General features: G+C 71.4%; 16 protein-coding genes. 6 read left to right on the top strand and 10 right to left on the bottom strand.

Annotation, left to right across the window (positions count from 1 at the left end; all coding sequences use genetic code 11):
* Positions 1-212: 212 nt before the first annotated feature.
* A complete protein-coding gene (locus ACFO6Q_RS05135; protein ID WP_380019489.1) occupies positions 213-3,524 on the top strand; it encodes a S41 family peptidase in 3,312 nt (1,103 codons plus the stop codon).
* A gap of 141 nt (positions 3,525-3,665) precedes the next feature.
* Here ACFO6Q_RS05135 and ACFO6Q_RS05140 read toward each other — a convergent pair whose 3' ends face one another.
* The 4 genes from ACFO6Q_RS05140 to ACFO6Q_RS05155 all read right to left on the bottom strand — a co-directional run bounded on the left by ACFO6Q_RS05140 (position 3,666) and on the right by ACFO6Q_RS05155 (position 6,843).
* Positions 3,666-4,016 carry a hypothetical protein gene (locus ACFO6Q_RS05140; protein WP_380019490.1) on the bottom strand — a complete coding sequence of 117 codons (351 nt, stop codon included), beginning with the start codon at positions 4,014-4,016 and terminating at the stop codon, positions 3,666-3,668.
* A 92-nt stretch (positions 4,017-4,108) separates the two neighbouring features.
* Positions 4,109-5,458 (bottom strand): hypothetical protein, encoded by a 1,350-nt coding sequence (locus ACFO6Q_RS05145; RefSeq protein WP_380019491.1) that lies wholly within the window; start codon positions 5,456-5,458, stop codon positions 4,109-4,111.
* A 3-nt stretch (positions 5,459-5,461) separates the two neighbouring features.
* Positions 5,462-6,124, bottom strand: coding sequence for a dethiobiotin synthase (gene bioD / locus ACFO6Q_RS05150; RefSeq protein WP_380019492.1), 663 nt, complete (start codon positions 6,122-6,124; stop codon positions 5,462-5,464).
* Complete coding sequence (locus tag ACFO6Q_RS05155; RefSeq protein ID WP_380019493.1) at positions 6,121-6,843, bottom strand: TMEM175 family protein; 723 nt, start codon at positions 6,841-6,843, stop codon at positions 6,121-6,123. The genes bioD and ACFO6Q_RS05155 overlap by 4 nt, the downstream gene beginning before the upstream one ends.
* 100 nt (positions 6,844-6,943) lie before the next feature.
* Here ACFO6Q_RS05155 and ACFO6Q_RS05160 point away from each other — a divergent pair, with 100 nt between their 5' ends.
* Both ACFO6Q_RS05160 and ACFO6Q_RS05165 read left to right on the top strand, forming a co-directional pair.
* The gene (locus tag ACFO6Q_RS05160) at positions 6,944-7,429 is read left to right on the top strand and encodes a GAF domain-containing protein (RefSeq protein ID WP_380019696.1); all 486 of its coding nucleotides are present in this window, start codon (positions 6,944-6,946) and stop codon (positions 7,427-7,429) included.
* 40 nt (positions 7,430-7,469) lie between these two features.
* Positions 7,470-7,898 carry a TfoX/Sxy family protein gene (locus ACFO6Q_RS05165; RefSeq protein ID WP_380019494.1) on the top strand — a complete coding sequence of 143 codons (429 nt, stop codon included), beginning with the start codon at positions 7,470-7,472 and terminating at the stop codon, positions 7,896-7,898.
* Positions 7,899-7,902: 4 nt separating this feature from the next.
* On the opposite strand, the gene ACFO6Q_RS05170 is transcribed toward ACFO6Q_RS05165, so the two are convergent.
* On the bottom strand, positions 7,903-8,481 hold the full coding sequence (locus ACFO6Q_RS05170; RefSeq protein WP_380019495.1) for an LOG family protein: 579 nt from the start codon (positions 8,479-8,481) through the stop codon (positions 7,903-7,905).
* Positions 8,482-8,630: 149 nt separating this feature from the next.
* Here ACFO6Q_RS05170 and ACFO6Q_RS05175 point away from each other — a divergent pair, with 149 nt between their 5' ends.
* Entirely contained in the window at positions 8,631-9,959 is a 1,329-nt protein-coding gene (locus tag ACFO6Q_RS05175) for a hypothetical protein (RefSeq protein ID WP_380019496.1), read from the top strand.
* Positions 9,960-10,002: 43 nt separating this feature from the next.
* Here ACFO6Q_RS05175 and ACFO6Q_RS05180 read toward each other — a convergent pair whose 3' ends face one another.
* The 4 genes from ACFO6Q_RS05180 to glmS form a co-directional block, all read right to left on the bottom strand.
* Positions 10,003-12,075: a DUF7452 domain-containing protein gene (locus tag ACFO6Q_RS05180; RefSeq protein ID WP_380019497.1), complete on the bottom strand. Its 2,073-nt coding sequence runs from the start codon at positions 12,073-12,075 to the stop codon at positions 10,003-10,005.
* 61 nt (positions 12,076-12,136) lie between these two features.
* Positions 12,137-15,019 (bottom strand): serine/threonine-protein kinase, encoded by a 2,883-nt coding sequence (locus ACFO6Q_RS05185; protein ID WP_380019498.1) that lies wholly within the window; start codon positions 15,017-15,019, stop codon positions 12,137-12,139.
* On the bottom strand, positions 15,016-15,558 hold the full coding sequence (locus ACFO6Q_RS05190) for an ECF-type sigma factor (protein ID WP_380019499.1): 543 nt from the start codon (positions 15,556-15,558) through the stop codon (positions 15,016-15,018). Before ACFO6Q_RS05190 ends, ACFO6Q_RS05185 begins: the two co-directional genes overlap by 4 nt.
* An 80-nt stretch (positions 15,559-15,638) precedes the next feature.
* Positions 15,639-17,471, bottom strand: coding sequence for a glutamine--fructose-6-phosphate transaminase (isomerizing) (glmS, locus tag ACFO6Q_RS05195; RefSeq protein WP_380019500.1), 1,833 nt, complete (start codon positions 17,469-17,471; stop codon positions 15,639-15,641).
* 203 nt (positions 17,472-17,674) lie between these two features.
* Between glmS and ACFO6Q_RS05200 the strand changes: the two genes are divergently transcribed.
* The gene (locus ACFO6Q_RS05200; RefSeq protein WP_380019501.1) at positions 17,675-19,075 is read left to right on the top strand and encodes a TIGR03013 family XrtA/PEP-CTERM system glycosyltransferase; all 1,401 of its coding nucleotides are present in this window, start codon (positions 17,675-17,677) and stop codon (positions 19,073-19,075) included.
* A gap of 23 nt (positions 19,076-19,098) precedes the next feature.
* Here ACFO6Q_RS05200 and ACFO6Q_RS05205 read toward each other — a convergent pair whose 3' ends face one another.
* A complete protein-coding gene (locus ACFO6Q_RS05205) occupies positions 19,099-19,764 on the bottom strand; it encodes a J domain-containing protein (protein ID WP_380019502.1) in 666 nt (221 codons plus the stop codon).
* A gap of 201 nt (positions 19,765-19,965) precedes the next feature.
* On the opposite strand from ACFO6Q_RS05205, the gene ACFO6Q_RS05210 reads away from it, so the two are divergent.
* The gene (locus ACFO6Q_RS05210; protein WP_380019503.1) at positions 19,966-20,883 is read left to right on the top strand and encodes a cupin-like domain-containing protein; all 918 of its coding nucleotides are present in this window, start codon (positions 19,966-19,968) and stop codon (positions 20,881-20,883) included.
* Positions 20,884-20,889 lie beyond the last annotated feature (6 nt).

Here is a 20,889-nt window from a genome sequence, read left to right on the forward strand (position 1 = left end):
CCATGCGACTGGAGACCGATCGTGTACTACGCCTTGAGGCTTATTACAACCGCTTCTATGGGCCGATCGTGAGCGCGTCGACGAATGGGCCGAGCCGACGGTCGGGGCGCCGCGAAGCGGCCTGCGCGCCCGTGGCGTGACTTCCGGCGCAGGCGTCGCCGCCGCGCTCGTGCAACCGTCGTCGCCCTTCCGCACGAAGCTTGGGAGTCCGCATGTCCGCCCGCCGTCCGCTCTCGCTTGCCATCCTGGCAAGCCTGTTCCTGTCGCCTGCCGCCTTCGCCGGCACCAAGCTGCTGCGCTTTCCCGACGTCTGCGGCGACAAGGTCGTGTTCACCTACGCCGGCGACCTGTGGACCGCCTCGACCCAGGGCGGCACCGCGGTCCGCCTGACCGCCGGGCCGGGCCTGGAGCAGTCCGCGCGCTTCTCGCCGGACTGCTCGACCGTCGCCTTCACCGGCCAGTACGGCGGCGACGACCAGGTCTACACGATCGCCGCCGGCGGCGGCGAGCCGAAGCAGCTGACGTTCTATCCGGCCAAGGGCCCGCTGCCGCAGCGCTGGGGCTTCGACAACCAGGTCTACGGCTGGACGCCGGACGGCAAGTCCGTGCTGTTCCGCTCGTGGGAGCAGTCGATCAGCGAATCCAATCCGCGCCTGTACACGGTGCCCGCCGAAGGCGGCCTGCCGACCGCGCTGCCGATGCCGGTCGCCGGCGTCGGCCGCTATTCGCCGGACGGCAGCAAGATCGTCTATTCGCCCAAGTACCGCGACTTCCGCACCTGGAACCGCTACGTCGGCGGCTGGGCGCAGGACCTGTACGTCTACGACTTCGCCGCGAAGTCGGCCAAGAACATCACCAACGATCCGAACACCGACCGCGATCCGGTGTGGATCGGCGATGCGGTGTATTTCATCGCCGACCGCGGCGCGCACCTGAACCTGTACCGCTACGACACCGCCAGCGGCGACACCAAGCAGCTGACCGACTACCAGGGCGCCGACGCGCGCTGGGCCAGCGGCGACACCAAGGGCCGCATCGTGTTCGAGGTCGACGGCGAGCTGCACCTGTACGACACGCAGTCCAGCAAGGACCAGGCGCTGGACATCACCGTGCCGAGCGATCTGGTGCGCACGCGCGCGCAGGAGCGCAGCGTCAAGGACAAGATCGAGGACTACGCGCTCAGCGCGAACGGCAAGCGCGCGCTGTTCACCGCGCGCGGCGAGGTGTTCAGCGTGCCGATCAAGGACGGCATCACGCTCAACCTCACGCACACGCCCGGTGCGCACGAGCGCGAGGCGGAGTGGTCGCACGACGGCCGGCGCATCGTCTACGTCTCCGACCAGAGCGGCGAGGACGCGATCTGGGTGCGCGACGCCGACGGCGGCAACGCCAAGCCGCTGACCAGCGAGACCTTCGGTCGCCTGTACGCGCCGCGCTGGTCGCCCGACGGTTCGCGCATCGCCTTCGTCGACAGCAACAACAACCTGCGCATCGTCGCCGCCAGCGGCGGACCCGCACCGGTCGTCGCGCACGAGCTGGCCTATCCGCGCCGCGACCACGTCTGGTCGCCGGGCGGGCACTACCTGGCCTTTTCGCTGACCGACAAGGACGACATCAAGCCGCGCCTGCACGTATACGACCTCGCCGCCGGCAAGAGCGTGCGCGTGGGCGACGCGCGCTTCGATTCGTACTCGCCGTCGTTCTCGCCGGACGGCCAGTACCTGTACTTCCTCGGCAACCGCGAATGGGCGCCGCAGCTGTCCAACATCGAATGGAACTTCGCCGGCAACCGCAGCACCGGCCTGTACGCGCTGGCGCTGCGCAAGGGCGTGGGCAATCCGTTCGCGCCGCGCAACGACAGCGCCGCGGCCGAGGACAAGAAGGACGGCGACGCCGACAAGAAGGACGAGGCCAAGCCGAAGGCGGCCGCCGACGTCAACGACCGCATCGAGTTCGAGGGCCTCGACGCGCGCCTGACCCGCGCGCCGATCGATCCGGACAACATCGACGGCTTCGAGGTCACCAGGAAGGCGATCCTCTACGTCGTCAGCGACGGCCAGTACTACGGCCGCGACGGCGCCTTCAAGACCAAGCTGAAGGCGTGGTCGTTCGAGCAGCGCAAGAGCGAGGACGTGTTCGAGGGCGTCGACGGCCTGTCGATCTCGCGCGACGGCAGCACCGCGCTGGTCAAGAGCGACGGCGCCTACAAGGTGATCGACCTCGACGCCGGCAAGCCCGAGCCGAAGGACGTCAAGACCGACGGCCTGTTCGCCCTGGTCGACCCGAAGGCCGAGTACGCCGAGATCTTCCGCGAGACCTGGCGCCGCTACCGCGACCATTTCTACGTGCAGAACATGCACGGCTACGACTGGCCGGCGATCCGCGCGAAGTACGAGCCGATGCTGGCCTGGGTCGGCGACCGCAGCGACCTCAACTACCTGCTCGGCCAGATGGTCGCCGAGCTCAACGTCGGCCACGCCTACGTCAGCGGCGGCGACCTCGGCCTGCCGGCCAAGCCGTACGTCGGTCTGCTCGGCGCGCGCTTCGAGCTCGACGCGGCCAGCGGCCAGTACCGCATCGCCAGGATCCTGCAGGGCCAGAACGACGAGGAACGCTACCGCTCGCCGCTGACCGAGCTCGGCGTCGACGTGAAGGAGGGCGACTACGTCGTCGCGATCAACGGCCAGCCGCTGACGCGCAACGACAGCCCGTACCGCCTGCTGCGCACCGCGCCGGGCCAGCTGATCCAGCTGACCGTCAACGGCAAGCCCGGCAGCGACGGCGCGCGCACCGTGCTGGTGCGGCCGATCGACAGCGAGGAACCGCTGAACTACTACGCCTGGGTGGCTCACAACCGCGAGTACGTGGCCAAGGCCAGCAACGGCGAGATGGGCTACCTGCACATCCCCGACATGGGCCCCGACGGCATCCGCGAGTTCATCAAGTGGTACTACCCGCAGCTGCGCAAGCAGGGGCTGGTCGTGGACGTGCGCGACAACGGTGGCGGCAACGTCTCGGCGATGGTCATCGAGCGCCTGTCGCGCAAGGTGCTCGGCCTGGACTACGGACGCAATGTCGACTTCACCGGCACCTACCCGAACGAGACCTTCCTCGGCCACCTCGTCGCGCTGTGCAACGGCACCACCGCGTCGGACGGCGACATCTTCTCGCACATGTTCAAGCAGGCGAAGCTGGGACCGCTGATCGGCGTGCGCACCTGGGGCGGCGTGGTCGGTATCACCGGCTGGGGACCGGCCATCGACGGCGGCGAGATCTTCGTGCCGCAGTTCGCCAGTGCCAGTCCCGAGGGCCAGTACGTCGTCGAGGGCCACGGCGTCGATCCGGACATCGTGGTCGAGCAGGACGTCGCCGCGCAGCTCGAGGGCAAGGACCCGCAGCTCGATCGCGGCATCGAGGAACTGCGCAAGGCGATCCAGGCCGCGCCGGTCAAGCTGCCCGGACGTCCGGCCGATCCGGTCAAGGCGCCGGACAACATGCGCGCGAAGGGCGCCCCCGGGACCTGAGGTCCTGCGCCGCCGGGCGTCGCCTGCAGGAGCGGGCGGCGCCGGCGCTCAGCGGCGCTTGACCCGCGGTGCCTTGAAGCGCGGGCGCGCAGCGAAGCTCCGTTCGCGTCCGCGCAGGCGCGGCGGTTGCGGCTTCGGGGATCAGGCGGAGCTGACGTCGCGCAGCGTCCAGTGCTTGCCGATCAACAGGGTCATGCGGTGCTGGATGATCGCGTGCGGCAGCGTGGTGACGACGGTGACGCTGACGTGCACGTCGGACTGGTGCGCCTCCACCGTCGCCGCCGGGTCGTTCTGGCCCAGCGACGGATCGACCGCATCGGGGTCCGGCTGCATCGCCTTCCAGCGCTGCCACAGCGTCGGTTCGCGCAGGGACTGCTGCAGCAGGCCGGCGAAGCTCTCCGCGGAGCCGCCGCTGAAGGAAAGCTCGTGCGATTCGCCGCGGGCCTTCGGAAGATCGTCGATCGAGAAGATGAAGCGCTGTCGGGTGGGCATGGAATTCCTCGTGCGGGAGCAGGAAGGTGAGGCAAGTCCCGCGCGTCCGTGCGTGCGAACGTCCGGGCCGCCGCGAAACGGCTCGGAGTGTATCAGCGTGCCGAGCCGCGCGGCCCCGCCAGCGCGCAGGCCAGCGCGAGCAGGGCCGCCACGCACGGCCAGCCCAGATAGCGCAGTTCGGCGGCCGGAGCGAGCAGCGGCAGCGGCGCGGCGAACAGCACCGCGCTGGCGAGCAGGATCAGCGCAAGTCGGGCCTGCGTCTCGCGCCGGCGGCGCCAGGCCAGCACGAACGCGAGCAGGGCGACCACGCCGTACGGCCACGCGGCGAGCAGCGGCGTCGCCACCAGCGCCGCCGCCGCGCGCATCAGCGCCGCGTGCAGCGCGGAGGCGTTGCGCGCCACCGGCGGGTTGTCGCGGTACTGCACTTCGGCGTCGACGTAGACCAGCTCGCGCGGCCAGTTCCGCGCGTGCGTGCCGAACAGCGCGCGCGTCAGCGTCCAGCGGTGCGCGAGCCACGCGCCGGGATGATCCAGCACGGCGTCGAGCCATGCGCGTCGCAGCGTGCGCGCCTGTTCCGAACCCGCTTCGACCAGGAACGGTTCGTACAGGGGGTGCTGCAGGCCGGAGTACATCGCCGTGTTGCTCCACGGCCGGAACGTGCCGGCCAGCTCCGCCACCTCCAGGCCCGGTGCGTACATGAAGTCGGGCAGCAGCAGGCGGTCGGTGGCGATCGACACGGCGACGAGATCGAACTGCGCCAGCGAGGGCCACACCAGCACGCGGCGCTGCGCCGTGTGCGACAGTCCCTGGCTGGTCGCCAGCATCGCCGCCAGCAGCACGCCGGCGAGCGCGACGACTTTCACCCGGGAGACCGCGTGCGGACCGCGCAGCGCCAGCCAGGCGAACCAGAGCGCGAACGGCAGCACTGCCGGCAGCGCGTTGTGGCGCAGGGCGGCCGCGTAGAACAGCGCCGGCAGCGCCAGCGCCAGCCAGCGCTTCGACGCGCCGGTCTGCACGCAGGCGAGCGCGCCGGTCGCCAGCAGCAGCGCCGAGAACAGGCCGACGTCGGTCCACACGTGCCCGCGCAGCAGCCACGGCACCGGCGCGAACGCCACCAGCACCATCAGCGCCGCGGTGCCGGCCGCGCGCAGGCGCAGGGCGCGTGCGAGCAGCGCCAGTCCGCTCCAGAACAGCGTCAGGTGCAGCGCGAAGACCAGGCCGGGGCCCGAATGCAGCGCCTCGCAGGCGCGCCAGACCAGCACCAGCGCCTGCGGAACGACGTCGACGGTCTGGCCGCTGCGCGCCTGCCACCAGGTGTAGGCCGAATCGAACGACATGTGGCCCGGCCAGTAGGCGGCCGCGTCGAACAGCCATCCGGCCAGCGCCAGCAGCCAGGGCCACCCAGCCGCGATGCCGGTAGTGCGGGGCGACGTCTCGCGCATCGGCTACAGGCCGGCGACGTCGAGCGCCGCGCCGGCGCCGCCGGGCGCGAAGGCGAGCACGCCGAGCAAGGGGGCGTCCAGGCGCGCGCGCAGGGTGGCGAGGTTTTCTTCGCAGCGCTCCATCGCCGGATCGATGCGGTTGGCGATCCAGCCGGCCAGCGTGCAGCCGTCGGCGCGGATCGCGCGCGCGCTGAGCAGGGCGTGGTTGAGGCAGCCCAGACGCAGGCCGACGACGAGGATCACCGGCAGTTCCAGCCCGCGCGCGAGGTCGGCCTGCATCAGCCAATCCGACAGCGGCGCCAGCCAGCCGCCGACGCCTTCCACGACCACGCGGTCGGCGCCGTGCGCGATGCGCGCGTGCGCGGCGCGGATCGGATCGAAACGCACTTCCTCGCCGGCTTCGCGCGCCGCCACGTGCGGGGCGATGGCCGGCTCGAACGCGTACGGATTGCAATGGGCATAGGCCGGCGCCGGATCGCTGGCGGCGATCAGCGCCTCGGCGTCTTCGTTGCGCAGGCCGTGCGGCGTGATGCGGCAGCCGCTCGCCACCGGCTTCATGCCGGTGGCGCGCAGGCCGCGCGCGCGCAGGCTCGCCAGCAGCGCGACGGCGGCGTAGGTCTTGCCGATGCCGGTGTCGGTGCCGGTGACGAAGACGCCGCGGCTCACGGCGCCGCCGCCAGGGCCTGCAGCTCGCGCGCAGCGGCGCGGCGCAACCGCGCCGCCGCCGGAATCAGCAGCAGGTAGGCAAGGCCGGGCAGCCAGATCGTCGCCGGCCACTGCGCGAACGGCAGCGTCGCGGCGAGCGCGACCGACAGCAGCGCGACCAGCGCGAAGGCGACGTTGCGCCGGATCAGCACGCGCGTCACCAGCCGCTCCGCGGCGGACAGGCCGATCGCCGCGTGCTGCCGGCCGGCGTGGCGGTAGAGCAGCGCGAACACGCTCCAGATCGCCAGGCCGCCGAGGCCGAATACGACGAAGGCCGCGCGCAGCTCGAACACCGTCCGGATGCCGATGGCGTGCTCGGCCAGCCATCCGCCGCTGAGCGAGGAGAACATCAGCGAGAACACGATGCGCAGCGGATAGACGTAGATCAGCACCACGAACACCAGCAGCAGGCTCAGTCCGACCGCGCCGGCGTCGTCGAGATCGTAGTGGCGGCTCCAGTCGCGATGGTTGCGCCACATGCGCGCGATCAGCACGAAGCAGACCGCGAACGTCGGCACGTCGCGCAGCGCGGCGAGCATCTCCGACACCGAGGCGGGCACGTGGCCGAGCGAGATCACCAGCAAGGTCACGGCGAACGCGAACGAGGCGTCGACGAAGCCCTCCAGCCGGGTCGGCTGGTGCCTGCGCACCTGCAGCACATCATCGACGGACGCGGCCATCGGCAGTCGGGAACGGGCACGCGATTCGTGCCGGCGCAGCATAGGCAATACCGCGAACGCGGCAAAGGGTAGAATGCAGCTTTCCCGCCGCATCCGCCCGATGTTCACCGCCTCCCCGCTGCGCACCGACGACAAGACCGCGCTGTACGCCGAACTGGGCGAGCAGATGCGCGGCCTGCTGCACGGCGAACGCGACCGCGTCGCCAACGCGGCGAACTTCGCCGCGCTGGTGTGGCAGGCACTGCCCGGCATCAACTGGTGCGGCTTCTACTTCTTCGACGGCCGCGAACTGGTGGTCGGTCCGTTCCAGGGCAAGCCGGCCTGCGTGCGCGTCGCACTCGGCAAGGGCGTGTGCGGCACGGCGGCGGCGACGCGCGTTACGCAACTGGTCGAGGACGTGCACGCGTTCCCCGGCCACATCGCCTGCGACGCCGATTCCAATTCCGAGATCGTCGTGCCGCTGTACGACGGCGAGCGCCTGATCGGCGTGTGGGACGTCGACAGCCCGCAGACGGCGCGTTTCGACGCCGACGACCGGCGCGGCATGGAGGCATTGTGCGCGATCTACCTCGGGTCGATCGCATGAACGGGCGCCGCTTCCGCACGCGCCGCATGGGGAACGAAAGATGAGCAGTCGCGACACCAAGATCCGCAACGTCGGCCCGAAATCCGCCGCCTGGCTGCGCCAGGTCGGCGTGCGCACGACCGAGGATCTCGCGCGCATCGGCCCGGTCGAGGCGTTCCTGAAGGTCAAGCGCGCCGGTTTCCGGCCGAGCCTGAACCTGCTCTACTCGATGGCCGGCGCGCTCGCCGACTGCCACTGGGCCGAGCTGCCGGAAGAACAGAAACAGGAACTGCTGCTGACCCTGGACGCGGCCGAGTCGGCCAATCCGATCCGCACGCGCTGGGAAAAGCAGAAGGCGGCGAGCGAGCCGGCCGCCGCGCGCGCGGGCGACGGCACGGAAGACGTAGCGGTCAGCAGCCTGTTCGACGATCCCGACGGCGGCGGCTCCGCGCCGGGCGAAGCCGACCGCGACCTGTCGCGCTTCGACTGAAGTCTCAGCGCACCGCGGCGTAGGCGCGGGCGTCCTCGCGCCAGCGCGGCGTGCTGCGGATCGCCGGCAGCACATCCTCGACGCGCTCGGCCAGCGACCACATCGCCAGGTGATCGCGGTTCATGAAGCGCTGTTCGACGACCTGCTCCATGAAGCGCTGCAGCGGCTGGTAGAAGCCGTTGGTGTCGAGCAGGATGATCGGGTTGAAGTACAGCCCGAGCCGTTTCAGGGTCAGCGCCTCGAACAGCTCCTCCAGCGTGCCGCTGCCGCCGGGCAGCGCGACGACCGCGTCCGAACCGGTCAGCAGGCGATGCTTGCGCTCGCGCATGTCCTCGACCACCTCGAGGTTGGCCACGCCCGGATGCTGCCACTCGACCTCGGTCATGAAGCGCGGAATGATGCCGACCACCTCGCCGCCGGCGGCCAGCGCGGCGTCCGCCAGCGCGCCCATCAGGCCGATCGCGCCGCCGCCGTAGACGATCGTGCAGCCGGCGGCAGCCAGGGTGCGGCCCAGCTCGGCGGCGGCCTCGTGATAGACGCGGTCGCAATGGGCGCTCGAGGCGCAATAGACGCAGACGCGCATGCCGGGCTCTCCACGAAAAGGCGCCATAGCGTAGCGGGTCGGGCGGCGGATTCCACGCCGCCGCGGCGCGTGCGCGAATCGACAATCGGCCGTCACGGCGTGCCGCTATAGTGCGCGCGCGTTCCCACACGCATCCCGGGGGAGACACCATGAACAGACTGCTTTCCGTCGCGGGCGCACTGGCGCTCGCGTCCGCTGCCGTGCAGGCGCATGCCTGGCAGTACACGATCGTCGGCGGGCCTTCCTTCCAGCAGAACCTCGCGCCGGGTGCGGCGCTCGTCGCCGACACCGACGGCGACGTCTGCCTGCTCAGCAACGACCGCGATTTCGGCAACATGGGTTTCGCGCACGTCTACGGCTTCCACGCCGCCGACGGTGCGCCGACGCCGCTGCACGCCTCGCTCGGTTCGCGCGAGCTGGCCACGTTCGGCATCGACTGCCGCTTCGGCGATCCGATCGTCGGCTACTCGGCCTACGGCGACGTCGAGGCGCGCCGCTGGAGCCGGCTCGCCGGCTTCCTGCCTGCCCCCGGCAGCCTCGGTCCGGACTTCCCGCTGCCCAGCTACTCGGCGATCGAACCCGTGCGCTTGGGCGTGGACGCAGCGCGGCATGCGGTGATCGTGCGCGACAAGATCGGCGGCAGCTCGGTCGACCTGCAGGCCTACGATCTCTCCACGCTGTCGCCGCTGTGGCAGACCGGCATCGCGGTGATGCCACTGTCGTACCCGCGCGTGCGCGACATGCAGGTGGCGGCCGACGGCTCGGTCACGCTGATCGGCACGGCCGACGACACCAACACGCCGACGATGGGCGTGTTCCTGCTCACGTACGACGCCGCCGGCCAGCCCAACGGACCGAATTTCCAGTTCGGCGATCCGTCCTACGGCCAGGTCGCCGACCTCGCGCTGTCGCCGGGCGGCATCGGCTACGTGGTGCGGCGCGACCGCGAGTTCATGCGCGACGAGCTGCTGCGCATGGATGCGCAGACGCCGTGGGGCGTGGCGCTGGACATCGGCTGCTGCGGCACGCGCATGGTGCACGCGCTCGCCGCGCTGCCGGACGACGGCGCGCTCGCCGTGTCCAACGACGTGTTCGGCTGGGCCAGCTCGCTGTCGCGCTTCCACGCCGACGGCACGCTGATGTGGCGCGCCGACAGCGTGCCGGTGGACATGCCCGGCATGCAGCTGATGGGCCTGGTCGGCGACCGCGCCGGGCGTGCGCTGGCGATCTACACCGAGCCGGCGCCGTACGGCCCGCCGCAGGCGCTGCGCACGGTGCGGCTGCGCGCCTATTCGCAGACCGGCATGGAACTGTGGACGCGCACGATCGACAACGTGCGCTTCGACGGCGGCTCGCCGCTGCGCTCGACGGTGAGTTCCGATGACGTGGTAGTGCTCGCGTTCGAGGTCTACGACGTCAACGCCGGCGCCTCCGGCATCCTCGTGCAGGGCTTCCCGCTGGACCAGCCGTTCCCGTGAGACGAGGCCGCGGACGCGCCGGGCGCGTCCGCGGCTGCGGCCTTCAGTCGAAGCCGTCGGCGAACAGGCGGTCCCTGCAGTCGTCGATCTGGGCCGGGTTCACCAGCACGTGGAACTGGGTGCCGGCCGGCATGCCGTCGTAGGAGAAGATCCGCCACTTCCCGTTGTCGTAGTCGACGTCGAAGTGGCCGGCGACCGGATTGCCGTCGAACAGCCGGGTCACCATCGGCTGCGCGCAGGCGGTGCCGTTGAGCAGCGGATGGTCGAGCACCAGTCCGCTGCCGAGAGTGTTCGCCGCCGTGGCCGTCGCGCGGAACGCGTTCGGGCTGGGCTCCTGCGCGTACACGTTGAAGCCGGCGCCGAGCGGCAGGTCATCGGTCATGTCGAGGTTGGCGACCAGCCAGGCGCCCGGCCCGCCGAACGAGAAATAGAAGACACCGACCGGATGCGCGTTGTAGACCGGCCCCGCGCTCCAGTTCTGGGTGACCAGCACGATGCGGTCGGGCAACCCGTTCACGCTGGCGTCGTCGAGCTGGCTGGTCCATCCGGAGGCGTTCGACGCGTCCGCGACGTGGCGGAACACGCCGCTGCCGCGCGCGGGCACGAATGCGTCGAAATCCACGTGTTCGGGGAGCGCGGCGAAGCCCTGGTCGAACACGGTCCAGCGCGGCCCCGAGTACCACACGCCGAACGGGCGGTTGAAGGTGACCGCGGAGTTTTCGCCGCCGTCGAAGTTCGGGGTCAGGAACAGGTCCGCGCCGGGCCGGTCGTTGCCGGCCGGATGGTCGATCGTGCTGATGTAGTCGTCGATGTTCGCGGCGGCGGTGGAGTGCGCGAAGCTGATGTCGCCGAACTCGTAGGCGCCGATGTCCGCCTTGTCCGGCCCGCTGCCGGCGGGATTCTTGATCCGGCGCAGGCCGTCGGCGTCGGTCAGCGGCAGGCCGTTGAAGATCAGGCCGAAACCCAGCATGCCGGTGTCGGCGGCGTCGCGCGCGGGTGAATCCGCACGCAGGCGCGGCGTCGACGCCGCGACCAGGTTCGCGCGGGCGAGGATCGTGTGCGGACCGAGGGTGAAGCCGCCGGAACTGGGGATCGGTGCATCGATCAGGTTGTAGTCGTTGGAAAGATCCGGCGTCTGCGCGGCGTTGAAATGGATGCCGCGCTGCGCGGAGACCAGGTTGTTGTAGACCGTGCCGGTGACGCGGCCGGCGGCGGCGCCATCCCAGTTCGACACCGACAAGCCGCGGTTGCAGCGCGATACCGTGTTGTTGATCGCCTGCGCATCGATCGTGCCGTTGGCGACGACCAGGTCGATGCCCGAGCCGCCGCCGTCGCCTGCCGATCCGCACACTGCGACGTTGCTGTACATGCGCAGGTCGAATGCGCTCGCCGTGCTGGTGAACAGGCCTTCGGAAACGAAGAATGCACCGCGCGAGAACGCGCCCTGCACGCGATTGCCGTGCAGCTTGATCGAGCCGGCGCCGCCGACCGAGGTCAGGGCATGCACGTCGACGAAAAGCCCGGCGCCTTCGGCCAGGCCCGGGGCGCTGCTTTCGATCCGGTTGTAGTAGGCCTCCACGTTCAGCGTCGAGGCGCTGGCGACCAGTTCCATCAGCCCGGAATTGAGATCGGGCGGCTGCCCGCGCAGGCGGTTGTCGTAGAGGCTCGCGTTGACGGTGCCGCCGGCCGAATTGATCCTGATCAGGCGGCCGGTGCTGCCCGGCGCGTAGGTGAGCGTGAGTTCGCGCAGGTCGAGATTGGCCGTGCCGGTGCCGCTGTAGGTCGCGCTGATGTAGGCGTTGGCGAAATTCAGGCGGCTGATGCGGACGTCCAGATCGTCGCCGATCTCCGCGTTCGAGATGAACAGGCCGTCGCCGGTGAACTGCGGCGCGTAGCCGTCGGCTGCGGTCAGCGTGAGGCTGCGCTTGCGGATCACCACGGGCTCGGTGATCGGCGTCTGCGTGGCGATCTCGACGCGGTCGCCGTCGGCGGCGGTGTTGATGCAGGCCTGCAGGCTCGCATCGCAGGGCGCGGCGCCGGGCCAGGTGCGGGTTGCGGCCCCGGCCAGGCCGGTGAAGCTCGCCAGCAGCGCGAGCGCGTAACGCGGAAATTGCATGGAAGCTCTCCGTTGGAATGCCGTCCTGCAAGCGCAAAACGGCGTCGGGAGAGGACAGGCGTCAGCGTGAGGCGAGCAGGGTGGCGTTTGCCGCCACCAGTTCGGGCGGCACGAAGGGCAGGGCGGCGACCGCGGCGCGCGCGGCGGTCGCCGCTTCGTCGGCGTCTTGCGCATGCAGGTGTCGGCGGCAGCTCGCGCGTTCGACCGCGACCCAGGCGCGATCGACGCGGGCGGCCGCGCCGCCGGCGGCCAGTTCCGTATCCGCCGCGGCCAGTTGCGGCATCGCGCCGGCGCAGTCGCCGCCTTCGGCCGCGATGCGCGCGGCGATCAGGCGCAGCTTGCCCAGCCGCGGGTGCCCGGCCGGGAACGCGCGTTCGCCGGCGGCCAGCGCGGCGGAGGCTTGGCTGCGTGCCGCATCGAGTTGCCCGTTCTGCCGCAAGGCGGCTGCGAGCGAAGCCTGCGCCTGCAGCGTGTCCTGGTGCTCGGCGCCGAGCCTGGCGGCGAGCAGCGCGTGCGCGGCGCGGATTTCCTCCAGCGCCGCCGCGCCGCGGCCGCGCTCGGCCAGCGTATTGCCCAGGCCGAGCCGTGCGATGCCGACCAGGTAGTGGTCCTGGCCGACCGCCGCGATCGTCGTCGCCACCGCCGCGCGCGCGTTGGCTTCGGCTTCCTCGTAGCGGCCGGCGCTGCGCTGCATGCCGGCCAGGTTGTTCTGCATCGTGGCGACGGTCGGATGCGCCTGGCCGTAGCTCGCGCGCGCCGCCTGCAGGGCTTCCTCCAGGCGCGCGATCGCGGTGGCGAGGTCGCCCTGCTCGAAGGCGATCACGGCCAGCGAGTTGAGCCCGTTGGCGACGCCGGGATGATTCGGTCCGAGCAGCTTCTTCTGCATCGCGACCGCATGGCCGATGCGCTCGGCCGCGCCGGCGCGATCGCCCTGGCGGCGCAGGGCGGTGCCGAGGTTGAACTCGCTCTCGGCCAGATCCGGGTGCTCGGGGCCGAGCAGCGCGCGCCGTGTCGCCATCGCCTGCGCGAACAGCTCCGCCGCCGCCTTCGCGTCGCCCTGCTGCAGCACGACCACGCCGAGGTCGTGTTCGGCTGCGGCGGTCTGCGTGTGCGCCTCGCCGTCGTGCAGGCGGCGCAACGACAGCGCTTCGCGCAGCGCCGCGGCGGCGCCGTCGAGATCGCCTTCGCGGAAGCGGATGCCGCCGAGCGCGGCGAGCGCGCGCCTCTCGGTTTCCGCACCGCTGCCGCGCGTGCGCTCGAGTGCGGCTTCGGCGAGCGCGCGCGCGTCCGGCAGCCGGCCGCGTTCGGACAGCACTTCGGCCAGCCGCAGCTCGATGCCGTCGCGCCGCTGCGGCGCCAGAGCGAGTGCCTGGCGCAGGTCGCGCTCGGCTTCTTCCAGTTGGCCCTGCGCGGCGAGAACGCGTCCGCGCTCGACCAGGGCGCCGGCCCGGGCCGTGTCGCCGTCGGCGTGATCGAGCGCGCGCTGCGCGAGGTCGCGCGCACGCGCGTAGTCGCCGAGCTGGCGATAGGCGCCGGCCAAGGCGGTGGACAGCTCCGCTTCGAGTTCGGGCTGGGTCTTGAGCGTCTGTGCCAGGCGCAGCGCGCCGCGGTCGAGCAGTTCGCGTGCGGACACCGTGCGGCCCTTGCTCTCGTCCGGCGTGACGCCGTCGAACAGCGCCAGCACGAAGTCGCGCGCGGCGTCGGCGCGCGCGGCCTCGGCGCGCGCCGCGCGCGCCTGCCACAGCGTGGCGCCGACGCCGGCGAGAACGGCGAGCTCGATCGCCGCGCCGAGCGCCTCGCCGACGCGATGCCGGCCGACGAACTTCCTCGCGCGGTAGCGGCGCGAGCCGGCGCGTGCCCGGACCGGCTCGCCGCGCGCGTGACGGTCGAGGTCCGCGGCGAGTTCGGCCGCGCCGGCGTAGCGCTGCGCCGGATCGCGCTGCAGCGCCTTCGCCACGATCAGGTCGAGGTCGCCGGCGACGCGCCGGCGCAGCGAGCGCAGGTCGCATCCGCGCGCCTGCGCGTGCGCGGCGCCGGCGCCGGTCAGCGAAGCCGACGGCGCGCGCAGGCTGGCGTCCTCGCGCCAGTGCGGGCGGCTGCCGGTCAGCAGTTCGTGCAGCAGCACGCCGAGCGCATAGACGTCGGTGGCGGTGGTGATCGCGCCGCCGTCGCGCTGCTCGGGCGCCGCGTAGGCCGGCGTCAGCAGGCGCGCTTCGGTGCGCGTCGCGTCGCGGTCGCCGTCGTCGAGCAACCGGGCGATGCCGAAGTCGAGCAGCTTGAGCGCGCCGTCCTCGCGCACGAGGATGTTCGACGGCTTCAGGTCGCGATGCACGACGAGGTTGCGGTGCGCGTAGTCGACCGCGGCGCAGACGTCGGCGAACAGGCGCAGTCGCGCGGCGACGTCCAGGCGCCGCTCGTCGCAGTATTCGGTCAGCGGCCGTCCGTCGACGTATTCGAGCGCGAACCACGGCACGCCCTGCGCGGTGAAGCCGCCGTCGAGCAGGCGCGCGATGCCCGGATGCTCGAGGCGGGCGAGGATCGCGCGTTCGCGCACGAAGCGCGCGCGTTCGGCCTCGTCGTGCAGGCCGTAGCGCAGCACCTTGATCGCCACCTGCTGCGCGTAGGCGCCGTCCTCGCGCTCGGCGGCGAACACGCTGGCCATGCCGCCGGCGCCGATCGGCCGGCCGACGCGCCAGGCGCCCAGGCGCTGCCCGCGCAGTCCGGGTTCGGCGTCGATCAGTTCGGCGGCGAGCCGGCCGCTGCCTTCGTCGAGGCGGCTGTCGCGCGCGGATTCCTGCAGCATGCGCGCGAGCGCCTCGCGCAGTTCGGCGTCGGCGACCTCGGCGAGCAAGCGCGCGCGTCCGGCCGCGTCGAGTTCGAAGGCGCGGTCGAACAGCGGCCCGAGCTCGAGCCAGCGCCGCTCGATCGCGCCGTCGCGGGTCATTCGATCGCCTGCTGCAGGAACACGCGCGCGCGCGCCCAGTCGCGCACCACGCTGCGCGCCACGATGCCGAGCGCCTCGGCGGTTTCCTCGACCGACAGGCCGGCGAAGAAGCGCAGCTCGACCACGCGCGCCAGGCGCGGTTCGAGCGCGTCGAGCCGCTCCAGCGCTTCGTTCAGCGCGAGCATCTCGGCGGCGGCGTGCTCGCTCGGAATCTCGAGCGCGTCGAGATCGAGCGGCGCCTCGTTGCCGCCGCGCTTTTGCGCCATGCGCCGGCGCGCGTGATCGACCAGGATGTGCCGCATTGCGGTGGCCGCGTAGGCGTAGAAATGCGCGCGGTCGGCGAAGCCGTGCGCGCCGCCGGCGAGGTTCAGCCAGGCCTCGTGCACCAGCGCGGTGGTGTCCAGCGTCTGCGCCGCGCGTTCGCCGGCCAGCTGCCGCCGCGCCAGTTCGCGCAGGCGCTGGTACACCTGCGGCCGCAAGGTCGCATCGAGATCTTCCGCATCGCCGTGCGGCGGCGTGATCGCTTCGGGATCGCGCATGGCAGCTCCGTTGACGGCGGCATGCTAACCCAACCGCCGCCGGCAGCGACCGGAACGCGGGCCGGCGGCCCGCCGCGTGGCTACTCCACCGTCACCGACTTGGCCAGGTTGCGCGGCTGGTCGACGTCGGTGCCGCGCAGCACGGCGACGTGGTAGGCGAGCATCTGCAGCGGCACGGTGAACACGGCCGGCGCGATCAGGTTGCCGCCGGAGGCGATCTTCAGCACCGCGCCGCGTTCGCCGGCCTGCACCACCGGCGCGTCGGTGTCGGCGAAGACGAACAGCTCGCCGCCGCGCGCGCGCACTTCCTCGAGGTTGGACTTGAGCTTCTCCAGCAGCTGGTTGTTCGGCGCGACGGCGATCACCGGCATGTCCTCGTCGACTAGGGCCAGCGGGCCGTGCTTGAGCTCGCCGGCGGGATACGCCTCGGCGTGGATGTAGGAGATTTCCTTGAGCTTGAGCGCGCCTTCGAGCGCGACCGGGTAGTGCACGCCGCGGCCGAGGAACAGCGCGTGATGGCGCGGCACGAAGCGTTCGGCCAGCGCGGCGATCTGCGGTTCGAGCGCGAGCACCTCGCCGATCACGCGCGGCAGCGACGCCAGTTCCGCGACCAGGCGCGAATACTTCTCCGCCGCCAGTCCGTTGATGCGCGCCAGCTCGAGCACCAGCAGGGCCAGCGCGGCCAGCTGCGTGGTGAACGCCTTGGTCGAGGCGACGCCGATCTCCGGGCCGGCGCGCGTCATCAGCACCAGGTCCGATTCGCGCACCAGGCTGGACTCGGGCACGTTGCAGATCGCCATCGAGCCGAGATAGCCGTGCCGGCGGCCGTCGCGCAGCGCCGCCAGCGTGTCGGCGGTCTCGCCGGACTGCGACACCGCCAGGAACAGCGTGCCCGGCTGCACCACCGCGCGGCGGTAGCGGTACTCGCTGGCGACCTCGACGCTGCACGGCAGGCCGGCGATGCCTTCCAGCCAGTAGCGCGCGACCAGGCCGGCGTGGAAGCTGGTGCCGCAGGCGACGATCTGCACGTGCTTCACGCGCGCCAGCAGCGCCTCGGCGTCGACGCCGAAGATGTTGGGCAGGATGCGGTTCTCGCTCAGGCGGCCCTCGAGCGTATCGGCCACTGCGCGCGGCTGCTCGTGGATCTCCTTGATCATGTAGTGGCGGTACTCGCCGCGATCGACCGCGTCGGCAGACAGTTCGCTCTTGCGGACCGGACGCTCGACCGGGTTGCCGTCGGCATCGCAGATTTCGAAGCGGCCGCGGCTGATCTCCACCACGTCGCCTTCGTCGAGATAGACGAAGCGGTTGGTCTGCTTGATCAGCGCCTGCACGTCGGAGCCGAGGAAGTGCTCGCCGTCGCCGACGCCGACCACCAGCGGGCTGCCGCGGCGCGCGCCGACGATGCGGTCGGGCTGGTCGCGGTTCATCACCGCGATCGCGTAGGCGCCGTGCAGGCGGCGCGTGGCGGCGAGCACCGCGCTGCGCAGGTCGGCGTTGCCGGCGAGGGCCTGCTCGACGAGATGGGCGATCACCTCGGTGTCGGTCTCCGACTCGAAGCGGTAGCCGCGCGCCTTCAGTTCCTCGCGCAGTTCGGCGTGGTTCTCGATGATGCCGTTGTGAACAATGGCAACGCGCTCGCTCGACACGTGCGGGTGCGCGTTGACCGTGTTCGGCGCGCCGTGGGTCGCCCAGCGCGTGTGCGCGATGCCGGTGACGCCGGCGACCGGGGCGGAGTCGTACAGCGTCTCCAGGTCGCGCACCTTGCCCTTGGCCCGCACGCGCGCGAGGCGGCCGTCCTGCAGCACCGAGATGCCGGCCGAGTCGTAGCCGCGGTATTCGAGCGCCTTCAGGCCGGCGATCAGCACGGGCACCACGTCGCGGTCGGCGGTGGCGGCTACGATTCCACACATAGGAAATTCCTGGCAGGGGAAGGAAGGAGGGGCGCGACGCCTTGCTGGCGGCGGACGGCGCTGCGAAGATGATAAATCTTCCGCGCGCTCGCCAGAGCGCGCGGGCGGCCGGAGGACCGGCGAATCCGTGGCGATCGACGACGGGCGTCGACCGCACCGACCCCTGGACGGATGCGCGCGGCCCGGCAAGGAGAACGAGCCCGATGTACCAGTTGTTGCGTCAACGCCCGACGCGCTGGCTGCTGTTGCTGGCGCTGCTCGAGGTCGTGCTGCTGGCATTGTGCGTGAAGGCCGCCTCGCACCTGCGCTTCATCGCCGACGAACAGACCCTGAGCGGGTTCTCCGCCGACCTGTGGCCGCGCGCGCTGCTGTTCGCGCTGGTGATCGCCGCGGGAATGGCCTCGCTCGGGCTGTATCAGACGCATCTGCGGGAGACCTGGTTCGGGTTGATCGCGCGGCAGGCGGTGGGCTTCGTGCTCGGCGGCATCGCGCTGATTGTCATCTATTACGTCTTTCCGCTGGCTTACATCGGGCGCGGCGTGTTCGGCATCGCGCTGGCCTTCGGTTTCGTCGCGATCGCCGCGTTCCGCGTGATCTTCGCGCGGCTGGTCGACACCGAGGCGCTGAAGCGGCGCGTGCTCGTGCTCGGCGCCGGACGGCGCTCGGCGCTGATTCCGCAGCGCATGCGCCGGCGCTCGGACCGGCGCGGCTTCACCATCGTCGGCTTCGTGCGCATGGGCGAGGAGGAGATCGCCGTGCCGGAGGACCGCCTGATCGAGCAGGAAGGCGGCCTGCGCGAATGGGCGGAGCGGCTGCAGATCGACGAGATCGTGGTCGGCCCGGACGACCGCCGCGGCGGCCTGCCGATGGAGGAGCTGCTCGACTGCAAGCAGTCCGGCATCGCGGTGACCGACCTGCCGACGTTCTTCGAGCGCGAGTCTGGCAAGGTCAAGCTGTCGCTGATCGAGCCGTCGTGGCTGGTGTTCTCCGACGGCTTCAACGCCTCGCCGCTGCGGCTGGCGATCAAGCGCATCTTCGACGTCACCACCGCGCTGATCGTGCTGGCGCTGACCTGGCCGCTGATGCTGCTGGTCGCGCTGGCGATCCGGCTGGAGTCGGGCCGGGGCCAGCCGATCCTGTACCGGCAGGAGCGCGTCGGCGAACACGGCCGCGTGTTCGCGCTGACCAAGTTCCGCAGCATGCGCACCGACGCCGAGCGCGACGGCGTGGCACGCTGGGCGACGCGCAACGACGACCGCGTGACGCGCGTGGGCCGCGTCATCCGAAAGACGCGGCTGGACGAGCTGCCGCAGCTGGGCAACGTGCTGCGCGGCGAGATGAGCCTGGTCGGGCCGCGCCCGGAGCGGCCGCAGTTCGTCGGCGAACTGTCCGGCAAGATCCGCTACTACACGCTGCGCCACGCGGTGAAGCCGGGCCTGGCCGGCTGGGCGCAGCTGCGCTACCCGTACGGCGCCTCGGAGGAGGACGCCGCCGAGAAGCTCAAGTACGACCTGTTCTACGTCAAGAACCACAACCTGCTGTTCGACCTGATGATCCTGATCCAGACGGTCGAGGTCGTCCTGTTCGGCCGCGGCGCGCGCTGACGCGGCCGCGCGGCGGAGACGGCTCAGTGCGCCGGCCGCGCGGCGGCCACCTTCAGCGGGCGCAGGCGCGAGCTGTACCAGTCGCTGACGCGACCGCGTTCGAATTCGATCCACGACGGCCCGTAGTCCCAGCGCTCGGGGGTTTCCATCACCGGCCGGCCCTCGATCACGCGCACTGCCGCCGCCTCCATGCCCAGCTCGATGCGCTGCTCGGGCAGCGTCTGGCCGGGTTCGACCGGCGGCGGCAGCGGCACGAAGCGCCGCTCTTCCACCGGTGCGGACGCCGGCGGCGCGATCGCGACGGGTTCGTCGTGACCGCTTCCGTCCCAGGCCAGCCAGACCAGGGCCGCCAGCGCCAGCGCGGCGACCGCGACGCGGCGCAGCCCGGTGCGGCGCGAGGGATCGGGGGGGCGCCGCGGCGAATGTGCCGTGCCGCCGCCGGGGTCGGCCGGCAGCCGTGCCCCCGGCAGGCGGCCGTGGCGGCGCTCGAAGCCGAGCGCGGCGTGGTAGGCCGCGGTCAGTTCCTGCAGCTGCGCCGCGGCGCCGGGGTCGGCTCCGCGCTGCGGATGGCGGTCGGGGTGCAGTTCGGCGACGCGACGCCGGTAGGCGTTCTTCAGCTGCGTCAGGCTGCAGTCGGGCCCCAGTCCGAGCTGCTGGTAGAACGCGACGAAATCGGTCGGACTGCTCATGCGTCCCCTGGACGATGGGTGGTCGCGGCCCGGCGATCGGGAATCCGCTCGCAAAGAGTGCGCCATCGGCGCTAAAATGTGAACTGTGTCGCAGTTTTTCGGGGCCGCCGTTCGGGTGGACGGTCCCGTGACGTCAGGGGCCGTCGTCGGAGACGGCGGAATGCAGCAGGCAGCGAAGGGTTCGCCCGCAGGTCACCGGCCATGTCACAGATCGGCTCAGCGGCGCAGGCGACGGACGCGGCTTCCGCGGCGTCGCCGTGGATCGAGCGCGTGCACGGCGTCACGCTGGCGGATTTCGTGCGTCGCTACCGCAAGTCGCGCCGCCCGGTCGTGCTGACCGACGCGCTGCGCGACTGGAGCGCGCTGGAGCGGTTCACGCCGGAATTCTTCCGCCGCGAATTCGCCGACCGGGCGGTGCGCATCCGCGGCCGCGACTTCCGTCTCGGCGAGGTCATCGCGATGCAGCAGGCTTCCGACGCGGATCATCCCGCGCCGTATCCGTGCACGCTGTCGGACTGTGCCTCGCTGCTGGCCGACCTGACGCCGCGCTTCGAGTACAGCCTGCCCGACCGGCACGCCAGCGCGCTGATCCCGCGGCACGTGTTCGAGCTGGTCAACCACCTGGAAATCTTTTTTGGCGGTCCGGGGGGCGAATTCCCGTATCTGCACTACGACATGTTGCGCATGCACGCCTGGATCGCGCAGGTCCACGGCGACAAGGAGTTCACGTTGTACGAGCCCGGCCAGGAGCACCTGCTGTACGTGCATCCGCAGATGCCGTGGCTGTCGCGCGTGGACGACCTGCACGACGCCGCGCGCTGGCCGCTGCTGCACCAGGCGCGCAGCCACCGGGTGGTGGTGCGCGCCGGCGAGGCGCTGTTCCTGCCGTGCGGCATCTGGCATACCGCGCGTTGCCTGACGATGAACGTCACGGTCGCCTTCGACCAGCTCGAGTCGACCAACTGGCGCGACTTCGTCGGCGAAGTCGTCTTCGAGGAGCGCCGCAGCGGCCATCCGCTTCGCGCGCTCGCCGTGGGCGCCTATCTCGGCCTGCTCGGGCCGCTGTTCAATCTGGCCGAGGCGTTCGGTGCGAACCGCCTCGCCGACTGGGGAATCTGAGTGCGT

Origin of the sequence: Dokdonella ginsengisoli (assembly GCF_042652785.1) — a bacterium.
Classification (GTDB): Bacteria; Pseudomonadota; Gammaproteobacteria; order Xanthomonadales; family Rhodanobacteraceae; genus Dokdonella_A; species Dokdonella_A ginsengisoli.

Bases quoted from the DNA above. Each gene is read 5' to 3' on its own strand.
- ACFO6Q_RS05165 (WP_380019494.1), top strand. From the start codon at position 7,470: ATGAGCAGTCGCGACACCAAGATCCGCAACGTCGGCCCGAAATCCGCC.
- ACFO6Q_RS05170 (WP_380019495.1), bottom strand. From the start codon at position 8,481: ATGCGCGTCTGCGTCTATTGCGCCTCGAGCGCCCATTGCGACCGCGTC.
- ACFO6Q_RS05160 (WP_380019696.1), top strand. From the start codon at position 6,944: ATGTTCACCGCCTCCCCGCTGCGCACCGACGACAAGACCGCGCTGTAC.
- glmS (WP_380019500.1), bottom strand. From the start codon at position 17,471: ATGTGTGGAATCGTAGCCGCCACCGCCGACCGCGACGTGGTGCCCGTG.
- ACFO6Q_RS05200 (WP_380019501.1), top strand. From the start codon at position 17,675: ATGTACCAGTTGTTGCGTCAACGCCCGACGCGCTGGCTGCTGTTGCTG.
- ACFO6Q_RS05135 (WP_380019489.1), top strand. From the start codon at position 213: ATGTCCGCCCGCCGTCCGCTCTCGCTTGCCATCCTGGCAAGCCTGTTC.
- ACFO6Q_RS05175 (WP_380019496.1), top strand. From the start codon at position 8,631: ATGAACAGACTGCTTTCCGTCGCGGGCGCACTGGCGCTCGCGTCCGCT.
- ACFO6Q_RS05155 (WP_380019493.1), bottom strand. From the start codon at position 6,843: ATGGCCGCGTCCGTCGATGATGTGCTGCAGGTGCGCAGGCACCAGCCG.
- ACFO6Q_RS05180 (WP_380019497.1), bottom strand. From the start codon at position 12,075: ATGCAATTTCCGCGTTACGCGCTCGCGCTGCTGGCGAGCTTCACCGGC.
- ACFO6Q_RS05140 (WP_380019490.1), bottom strand. From the start codon at position 4,016: ATGCCCACCCGACAGCGCTTCATCTTCTCGATCGACGATCTTCCGAAG.
- ACFO6Q_RS05190 (WP_380019499.1), bottom strand. From the start codon at position 15,558: ATGCGCGATCCCGAAGCGATCACGCCGCCGCACGGCGATGCGGAAGAT.
- ACFO6Q_RS05210 (WP_380019503.1), top strand. From the start codon at position 19,966: ATGTCACAGATCGGCTCAGCGGCGCAGGCGACGGACGCGGCTTCCGCG.
- ACFO6Q_RS05185 (WP_380019498.1), bottom strand. From the start codon at position 15,019: ATGACCCGCGACGGCGCGATCGAGCGGCGCTGGCTCGAGCTCGGGCCG.
- ACFO6Q_RS05145 (WP_380019491.1), bottom strand. From the start codon at position 5,458: ATGCGCGAGACGTCGCCCCGCACTACCGGCATCGCGGCTGGGTGGCCC.
- ACFO6Q_RS05205 (WP_380019502.1), bottom strand. From the start codon at position 19,764: ATGAGCAGTCCGACCGATTTCGTCGCGTTCTACCAGCAGCTCGGACTG.